This window comes from Brevibacterium picturae (genome assembly GCF_030453725.1).
GTDB lineage: Bacteria > Actinomycetota > Actinomycetes > Actinomycetales > Brevibacteriaceae > Brevibacterium > Brevibacterium sandarakinum_A.
The window spans coordinates 1-7,526 of the sequence record NZ_JAKDJU010000145.1; the positions used below are offsets into that span (position 1 = coordinate 1).

The following is a 7,526-nucleotide window of genomic DNA, read 5'->3' on the forward strand; positions in this document are numbered from 1 at the left end:
CTCATGACGAGTCGCTCATGATCAGCTCACGGTACATCCGGGTCGCCTCGACGGGGGCCGAGTCGGCAACGATGCGTCCGGAATCGACGACGAGGGCACGCTCGGCCAAGCCGGCGAAGTCGAGGTCGTGGGTGGAGAAGATCACGCGCACCCTTCGGCGGGCGACCAGGTCGTCGAGGAGCCTCCGCAGCTTCTCCTTGTTGCGCAGGTCAAGCAGCGTCGTCGGTTCGTCGAGGACGAGGATCTGCGGGTCCACGGCGAGCACTGCCGCCAGGGCCACGAGCTGGCGCTGGCCGCCGGAGAGCTCGTAGACGCTGCGCTCGGCCAGATCGGCGATGCCCAGTTCCTCGAGCACGGCGAAGGCTGCCGCGCGGCGCTCGGCCTTGGGCACGCGCTTGCGCAGTGAGAGTTCGATGTCTTCGAGCGGAGTCGGCATCACCAGCTGCGCCGCAGGATCGGTGAAGACGAAGCCCACCCGCGATCGCACCTGCTTCGCCTGCTCGAGCGGGTCGAGACCGTCGATGAGCACTCGGCCGGCGTCGGCGGTCACCAGCCCGTTGAACAATTGCAGCAGCGTCGACTTCCCCGAACCGTTGGCGCCGATGATCGCGATCCTCGGCTCGTCCAGGGTGAGGTTCACATTCGTGAGGATCGGACGGTAGACATCGCCTGCCGGGCTGTCATCGAGGACGCCGACCGAGACGTCGGTGAAGCTGATCTCCTGCGCAGCTGTGCCGGTGTCGGCAGGGCTCGCGTCATCCCGCTGCCCCGCAGGCTCGACTGGTCGCGCCGAGCCGAAATCCGCATCCGCCTTTCGTCCAAAGATCACTGCGCCGCAGTGCCTTCGGAATCAGCGTCCTGGGATTGAGCTCCCGCGGACTGTGCACCCCCGGACTGTGCGGTCGGTGCCATCGTCGGGACACCTCGGCGGCGGAGGACATCGGGGAAGGCCCGATGGATGAGAATCGCGACGGACACGGCGAGGATGTTCTTGATGATGTCGCCTGGCCAGTAGACGAGGTCGGCGACGGCGGCCACACCCAGGGGCAGGTCGGCGTTGATCGACATCCCGAGGATGCCCAGCGGGTGGTTGAGCAGCAGACTCGAGCCCAGGGCACCGACGAACAGGGCGATCCACAGCTTCGAACCGCGGAAGCGGCGAATGGCCCAGCGGGCGACGAAGCCGGTGGCCAGGGCGTAGAGCGTGAACGAGGTGATGTAGCCGGCGCTGGGTCCGGCGAGCACGCCGATGCCGCCGCTCATGCCGGAGAAGATCGGCAGGCCCAGCAGACCGAGGACGACGTAGAGCAGGACGGCAGCCCCGCCGCGCCACGGGCCCAGCACCAGGCCGCAGAGTGCGATGGCGAAGGTCTGCAGCGTGATCGGCACACCAGCCGGGCCCACGGGGATCGGCGGCATGATTGCGAACGCCGCCAGCAGAGCGGCGAAGACCGCGATCAGTGCGATGTCGCCGGCTTGGCCGACTGAGTTTCTCCGACCGACCTTCGCCGAGGTGGTGCTGGCGGTGTGCGCGTGTGACATGGGTTCTCCGATGGTTGGGTGCACCCGAGACTCACTCGGGCATACCCAACCCTAACTGAACACTGTTCAGGAGTTGTGGTCGGGGAACAGAATCATTCCCATTCGATGGTGCCCGGAGGCTTGGAGGTGACGTCGAGGACGACCCTGTTGATGTCGTCGACCTCGTTCGTGATGCGGTTCGAGATGACCGAGAGGACGTCGTAGGGAACGCGAGTCCAGTCGGCAGTCATCGCGTCTTCGCTGGAGACCGGGCGCAGCACGACCGGGTGGCCATAGGTACGTCCGTCGCCCTGGACTCCCACGGAGCGGACGTCGGCCAGGAGGACGACCGGGCACTGCCAGATCTCTGAATCGAGGCCGGCCTTCGTCAGCTCTTCACGGGCGATGGCGTCGGCCCTGCGCAGGATCGACAGGCGGTCCTCCGTGACTTCGCCGATGATGCGAATTCCCAGTCCGGGGCCGGGGAAGGGCTGGCGGGAGACGATGGCGTCCGGAACTCCGAGTTCACGGCCGATGGCGCGGACCTCGTCCTTGAACAGAGCGCGCAGGGGCTCGATGAGATCGAAGGTGATGTCATCGGGCAGACCGCCCACATTGTGGTGGCTCTTGATGTTCGCGGTTCCGGATCCGCCACCGGATTCGACGACGTCGGGGTAGAGGGTGCCCTGGACGAGGAATCCGATCTCGGCGCCCTCGTCCTTGGCCTCGAGCACGAGATCGGCCGCGGCGGCTTCGAAGGTGCGGATGAATTCGCGGCCGATGATCTTGCGCTTGAGCTCAGGGTCGGCGACGCCGGAGAGTTCGGACAGGAAGCGCTCACGCGCGTCGATGGTGACCAATCGGACGCCGATCGAGTTGACGTAGTCGGTCTCGACCTGTTCGCGTTCGTTCTCACGCAGAAGACCGTGATCGACGAACACGCAGGTGAGCTGGTCGCCGATGGCCTTGTGGACCAGGGCTGCGGCCACCGAGGAGTCGACGCCCCCGGACAGGGCGCAGATGACGTTCTTCGATCCGACGCGCTCGCGAATCAGATCGACCTGTTCGTCGATGACCGAGGCGTTGGTCCAGTCGGCGGTGAGTCCTGCGACGTTGAAGAGGAAGTTCTCGAGGATCTGCTGCCCGTGCTCGGAGTGGAGAACTTCGGGGTGCCACTGCACTCCGGCGAACCTGCGTGCCGCGCATTCGAAGGCGGCGACGGGTGTGTCGGGGGTCGATGCGAGCACATCAAAGTCAGCGGGCGCCTCGGCGACGGAGTCTCCGTGGGACATCCACACCTTGTAGCTGTTCGGGGTCTGCGCCAGCAGTGCACCGGTGCTTGCCACGGTGACCGGGGTCGAGCCGTACTCGCGCTTGTCGGTCTTGGCCACACGGCCGCCGAGGGTCGTGGACATGAGCTGGAAACCGTAGCAGATGCCCATGGTGGGCACGCCCAGGTCGAAGACGGCTGTGTCGAATCCGGGGGCACCCTCATCGTTGACGCTCGAGGGTCCGCCGGAGAGCACGATGGCGACTGGATTCTTGGCCGCGAACTCCGCAGCCGGGGCGTCATGGGCGATGATCTCGGAATACAGTCCGGCCTCGCGGATCCGTCGGGCGATCAGCTGCGCGTACTGCGCACCGAAATCGACCACGAGGACAGGAGGCACCTGTGTGCTCTGGGTTTGCGTCATAGTCCAAGTCTAAACACCGGTGACCCAGCCCCCAACCTCAGGTGGTGCTCAGCCCTTCAGGTGTGGCTCAACTCTTGGGGGCGACTACGACGGCCGCCTCCAGCTCCGCTTCGACCTGGCGGTGGATGCGGCGTTCGAGGATGAACGACATCACCGGGACCACACCGGCCAGGGCCAGCACGATGTAGCGGCCCAGCGTCCAGCGCATCTGCTGGTTGAGCCAGAAGCAGCCGATGAGGTAGACGACGTAGCACCATCCATGGCAGATCGCGATCGCGGCCGCCAGGTTGAATCCTCCGAAGTTCAGGGCCGTCGAGGGGTCGGCGGCGATGAGGTATTTGTAGATCATCTCGACGGTGAGGATGAGAAGCATCGTTCCGGTGATGATGGCCATCACGCGATAGAACTTGCACGCATTGCCAGCCGAGGTGAAGCGTTTGACGCTCCACACATTGCTGTCGTCGAAGTCGGGGCGGGAATCCAGGGACTCGGGTTCTTCGCTCACGCTCAGTTTCCTCCGGTCGGGGTGGTATTGGTCGAATCGGCGTCGTCGGCTGACCGGCCACGACGGCTGCGAGGCTTCTTCGCTCCATGCCTGTGGGCAGGAAGTCCGGTCAGTCCCGACATCACCTCGGGGTCGATCGAGGACCGTCCCGCAGACTTGACGACAACATACTCGACCGGGCTTGCGGGATCCTGAGTATCGGAGTCGCTGCCGAGGCGGCGGCGCATGAAGTCATCGCGCAGCAGCTGCCACCACATGTACAGGGCCATGCCGGCGAAGATCAGCCATTCGATCGCGTAGCCCGCGGACTGCAGATCGAATCCGCCCTCCTCCCGCGTCGTCGTCGGGGGCACGTACGCCAGTCCGTCCGTCGCGATGGAGGCGGCCGCACCGCTTGCCGATTCGGGGATGAGGAAGCCCGAATAGGTCAGCAGATCGGGGAACAGGTTGATCAGCTGTGAGGTCGAGACGGTGCGCACCTGGCCCTCAGGAAGTGAGTTGCCGGGCTTCGGGCCCTCGACGGGACCGATCTGCGCCTTCATCTCGACCGGGCCTTGGGCGGCGCGGGATTCCATGGCGGTCTGCTCATCGGTGGTGAAGCCGCGCAGCACCGGAATCGCGATGGTCTTGTCCGCGGCATCGGCACCGGCCGAAGCACCGAGGCGGGCGCCATCGGGCGCGAACATCGTCACGACCCAATAGCCTTTGTCCCCGTCCAGGACGCGTCCGGGGACGACGACCTGATTGTCCGGAAGCCAGTGCCCGGACAGGCTCACCCGCTGGTCGGCGAGGATGCCGGGCATCGGGGCTTGGGCTTCCATGACCTCGTTGAACGGTTCGATCTCCTCGACGTCGGCCGCGTCGACAGCATCATTCTTGTGCTGAGCGCGGTCGATCTGCCATGCGGACAGACCGACGAAGCACGTGACGAGGACGAGAACGAGAAGCAGGGACCCCAACCATTTGGGCGTCAGCGCCAGCCGGAACAGATCAAACCACCGATCCGGGCTGATAGGGCGAGACGGTGACGTCGACGCGCTGGAATTCCTTCAGATCGACATAGCCGGTGGTCGCGAGCGCACGACGCAGGGCACCGGCCAAATTGAGTTCGCCGATCGCGGTCCGTCCGGGACCGAACAGAACCTGCTCGAGGCTGCCCACGGTTCCCAGCTCCACACGGTGCCCGCGGGGAAGCTCGGGGTGGTGCGCCTCGGCGCCCCAGTGCATCCCGCGGCCGGGAGCCTCGGTAGAACGCGCCAGAGCGGTGCCGAGCATGACGGCATCGGCACCGACGCCGAAGGCCTTGACGATGTCGCCGCTGGTGCCCAGTCCGCCATCGGCGATGACGTGGACGTAGCGGCCACCGGATTCGTCCATGTAGTCGCGCCGGGCGGCGTGGACGTCGGCGAGCGCGGTGGCCATCGGAGCGTGGAGACCCAGGGTCCGGCGGGTCGTTGCCGCGGCTCCCCCGCCGAAGCCGACGAGGACACCGGCGGCACCGGTGCGCATGAGGTGCAGGGCCGCGGTGTACGTCGCGGCACCGCCGACGATGACGGGAACGTCGAGTTCATAGATGAACTGCTTGAGGTTGAGCGGCTCTGCATGCGAGGACACATGTTCGGCGGAGACGGTGGTGCCGCGGATGACGAAGATGTCGACTCCGGCATCGACGACCGTCTTGTAGAACTGCTGGGTCCGCTGCGGAGTCAGGGCACCGGCAACGGTGACCCCTGCTTCGCGGATCTGTTCGAGCCTGGCCGTGATGAGTTCGGCCTGGATCGGTGCGGAGTAGAGCTCCTGCATCCGCGCCGTCGCCATCTCCGCAGGCAGCTGGGCGATCTCTGCCAGCAGCGGAGCGGGATCGTCGTAGCGGGTCCACAGACCCTCGAGGTCGAGCACACCCAAGCCGCCGTGCTTGCCCAGAGCGATCACGGTCTCCGGTGACATGGCCGAGTCCATGGGGGCGCCGATGAAGGGGAGGCCGAACTGATAGGCGTCGATCTGCCAGTCCAGCGATACGTCTTCGGGATCTCTGGTGCGCCGAGCAGGGATGACGGCGATGTCGTCGAGGGAATAACCGCGACGACCGCGCTTGCCTTTGCCGATTTCGATTTCAGAACTCACCCGGACAGCCTATCCCACCGCCCTGACGTCGGGGACTCAGCCCACTATGAGGAACTGTGCGTCTCCCCTGGCAGAAAGGGCCCTCAACGGGCCAGATAGTCGGCCACGACCGCCTCGGCGGCGGAGACGAAGGAGCGCACGTGCGGCAGATGCGCCTCGCGCTCACGCACATGCATGACGATTCGGCGCACGGGCGTGGGGTCGCTGAGGCCGACGGCTCTCAGTCCCTGTCGCAGCTGCGCCGATGACAGACGCGGCAGGACCGTGATCGCGAGATTCGAGGCGACCAGGGCCAGCGCGGCGAATTCGTCTTCCGAGGCGGCGAAGGTTCGCGGTTCGAATCCGGCGGCGGCACAGGCGAGGTCGACGACTTTGCTCGTCGGCCCCGCCCACAGGTCGTAGTCGACCCAGCGCTGGTCCTCGAGGTCCTTGAACGGCACGGACTTCAGACTCGCGAACCGGTGCCTGTCCGAGACCACGACTCGGTAGTCGTCATCGAAGAGGACCGTGCGCGTCATCCCGGGCAGGTGAACCTCGTCTTCCTGCGGGACCTCGCTGCGGATCTCGATCGTGCAATGGCTGCGGCGAACCTTCGCGGGCTCATTGAGCTGAATGTCAAAGCGCATATCCGGATGTTCGGCCGCGACCGATTCGATGATCCCCGGCAGCAGGCCCGCGTTGAACGAGGTGAACGCCGCGATGCGCATGCGGGGACGATTCACCGTGCGCACGCTCTCGACGAGATCATCGAGTCGAGCCAGGCCCGTGAAGACGTCAGCGGATTCCTCGGCCAGACGCCTGCCCAGGTCCGTGATCTCGATGCCGCGCCCGGATCTGCGATAGAGAGGGACGCCCACGGCCTTCTGCAGGGTCGTGATGTGCTGGCTGACCGTGGCGGACGTGTAGTTGAGGCTCCTGGCCGCGTCGACCACGGAACCGGTGGCCACGACGGCCCGCCAAATGCGCAGCCGGTTGAGATCCCACATGGCTTCAGCGTAGCCGATGATAGTTCGGTACCCCCGAATGGTTGTTAACAAATGATTGCCTTTCCCGATGTGTCATTTGGTGCCGGCGTGCCTCAGACTTGAGGGAGAGCCCGGTAGGTGCGAGTCGCTGCGACTCGTGTTCTTCTGCCGGGCCGTCATCGTGCAGCGTCGCATTTCCCGCCTCGACCAGGTCCATCGCCTGATCGCTGTCCCCGAAGGAGCACCATGACCGGACCCGAGCTCATCACCATCGCCGGAGCCGCAACCGTCCTCGCGGTCACACCCGGCCCCGAGACGATCCTCACCGTTCGCCTCTCGGCCCTGCGCCGCAAGGCCGGGCTGATCTATTCACTCGGCTCCGCCACCGGCATGACGATCTGGATGATCGCGGCGCTGACGGGCATCTCGGCACTGCTGCGGACCTTCCCGTCGGCACTGCTGATCCTCAAGATCATCGGCGGACTCTACCTGTGCCTGCTCGGAGTCCTGGCCGCCCGCCAGGCCCTGCGCATCCGGTCCGAGCTGCGCGGTGAGCCCCCTCGCGGACAGGTCAGCGAGATCGTGGCGGCCACCGATGACCTCATCGACGGTGAGAAGACGGACACCGCCGCCGAGGTGGCTGCCGGTTCCGATGCCGGCCCAGTCGGTGCCGGGGCCGGGAGCAGTGCCGGGGCCGGGAGCAGTGCCGGGGCCGGG

8 protein-coding genes are annotated in these 7,526 nt (G+C 66.1%); 1 reads left to right on the forward strand and 7 read right to left on the reverse strand.

Annotation, left to right across the window (positions count from 1 at the left end; translation table 11 throughout):
- Position 1: 1 nt before the first annotated feature.
- The 7 genes from L0G76_RS12430 to L0G76_RS12460 form a co-directional block, all read right to left on the reverse strand.
- Positions 2 to 718, reverse strand: coding sequence for an energy-coupling factor ABC transporter ATP-binding protein (locus L0G76_RS12430; protein WP_304357512.1), 717 nt, complete (start codon positions 716 to 718; stop codon positions 2 to 4).
- Positions 719 to 825: 107 nt separating this feature from the next.
- Positions 826 to 1,542: a biotin transporter BioY gene (locus L0G76_RS12435; protein ID WP_304357506.1), complete on the reverse strand. Its 717-nt coding sequence runs from the start codon at positions 1,540 to 1,542 to the stop codon at positions 826 to 828.
- 92 nt (positions 1,543 to 1,634) lie between these two features.
- A complete protein-coding gene (guaA, locus tag L0G76_RS12440) occupies positions 1,635 to 3,215 on the reverse strand; it encodes a glutamine-hydrolyzing GMP synthase (protein ID WP_304357507.1) in 1,581 nt (526 codons plus the stop codon).
- Positions 3,216 to 3,282: 67 nt separating this feature from the next.
- The gene (locus tag L0G76_RS12445) at positions 3,283 to 3,720 is read right to left on the reverse strand and encodes a DUF3817 domain-containing protein (RefSeq protein ID WP_304357508.1); all 438 of its coding nucleotides are present in this window, start codon (positions 3,718 to 3,720) and stop codon (positions 3,283 to 3,285) included.
- 2 nt (positions 3,721 to 3,722) lie between these two features.
- Positions 3,723 to 4,679, reverse strand: a complete 957-nt coding sequence (locus tag L0G76_RS12450; RefSeq protein ID WP_304357509.1) for an SURF1 family protein — start codon at positions 4,677 to 4,679, stop codon at positions 3,723 to 3,725.
- A gap of 31 nt (positions 4,680 to 4,710) precedes the next feature.
- Complete coding sequence (locus L0G76_RS12455) at positions 4,711 to 5,844, reverse strand: GuaB3 family IMP dehydrogenase-related protein (RefSeq protein ID WP_092106726.1); 1,134 nt, start codon at positions 5,842 to 5,844, stop codon at positions 4,711 to 4,713.
- 83 nt (positions 5,845 to 5,927) lie between these two features.
- On the reverse strand, positions 5,928 to 6,830 hold the full coding sequence (locus tag L0G76_RS12460; protein ID WP_304357510.1) for a LysR family transcriptional regulator: 903 nt from the start codon (positions 6,828 to 6,830) through the stop codon (positions 5,928 to 5,930).
- Positions 6,831 to 7,055: 225 nt separating this feature from the next.
- Between L0G76_RS12460 and L0G76_RS12465 the strand changes: the two genes are divergently transcribed.
- A partial coding sequence (locus tag L0G76_RS12465; RefSeq protein WP_304357511.1) for a LysE family translocator occupies positions 7,056 to 7,526 on the forward strand: 471 nt, incomplete at its 3' end.

Excerpts from the sequence above, each read along its gene's own strand:
- L0G76_RS12460 (WP_304357510.1), bottom strand. The coding sequence starts at position 6,830 with ATGTGGGATCTCAACCGGCTGCGCATTTGGCGGGCCGTCGTGGCCACC.
- L0G76_RS12435 (WP_304357506.1), bottom strand. The coding sequence starts at position 1,542 with ATGTCACACGCGCACACCGCCAGCACCACCTCGGCGAAGGTCGGTCGG.
- guaA (WP_304357507.1), bottom strand. The coding sequence starts at position 3,215 with ATGACGCAAACCCAGAGCACACAGGTGCCTCCTGTCCTCGTGGTCGAT.